The organism is Winogradskyella wichelsiae (assembly GCF_013403925.1).
In the GTDB taxonomy this organism is placed as follows: Bacteria; Bacteroidota; Bacteroidia; order Flavobacteriales; family Flavobacteriaceae; genus Winogradskyella; species Winogradskyella wichelsiae.
Map to the genome: position 1 here is coordinate 1 of NZ_JABFDJ010000039.1, position 883 is coordinate 883.

General features: G+C 35.0%; 1 protein-coding gene. It reads left to right on the forward strand.

The window, feature by feature from the left end:
• The coding region (locus HM985_RS17085; RefSeq protein WP_179377412.1) for a right-handed parallel beta-helix repeat-containing protein at nucleotides 1-883 on the forward strand (883 nt) is incomplete at both ends.

The window sequence follows — 883 nt, forward strand, 5'->3', positions numbered from 1 at the left end:
AATGTGCAGTTGTACGGTGGTTTTGCAGGTACAGAAACTACTTTAACTGCCCGAGATTTAAGTATTACAACTAATACGAGTATTCTAAGTGGAGATATTGGTACGTTAAATGATATTAGTGATAATACTTATCACGTGGTGATTTCTAGTGGAGGTTTAGGGAGTGCTTTATTAAATGGTTTTAAAGTCACGGCAGGTAATGCTAGTGGTTCTTCATCGATACAGGTAAATAATAGTATTATTTATATATCTTCTGGCGGCGGAATTTATAATAATAATTCATCACCTAGTTTAACTAATGTAACGATTACAAGGAATACAGCTAGTAATGGCGGCGGAATTTATAATTGGAGTTCATCACCTAGTTTAACTAATGTAGCGATTACAGGGAATACAGCAGCATCTTTTGGCGGCGGAATTATTAATCAATTTAATTCATCACCTAGTTTAACTAATGTAGCGATTACAGGGAATACAGCAGCATCTTTTGGCGGCGGAATTATTAATCAATTTAATTCATCACCTAGTTTAACTAATGTAGCGATTACAGAGAATACAGCTAGTAATGGCGGCGGAATTTATAATAATACTTCATCACCTAGTTTTACTGATGTAGCGATTACAGATAATACAGCTAATAATGATGGCGGCGGAATTTATAATTATGATAATTCATCACCTAGTTTTACTAATGTAGCGATTACAGGGAATACAGCTGTTTATAATGGCGGCGGAATTTATAATTGGAGTTCATCACCTAGTTTTACTAATGTAGCGATTACAGAAAACACAGCTAGTGGTGGTGATGGCGGCGGAATTTATAATTATGATAATTCATCACCTAGTTTAACCAATACAACGGTTGTAGGGGCTATTTATAATA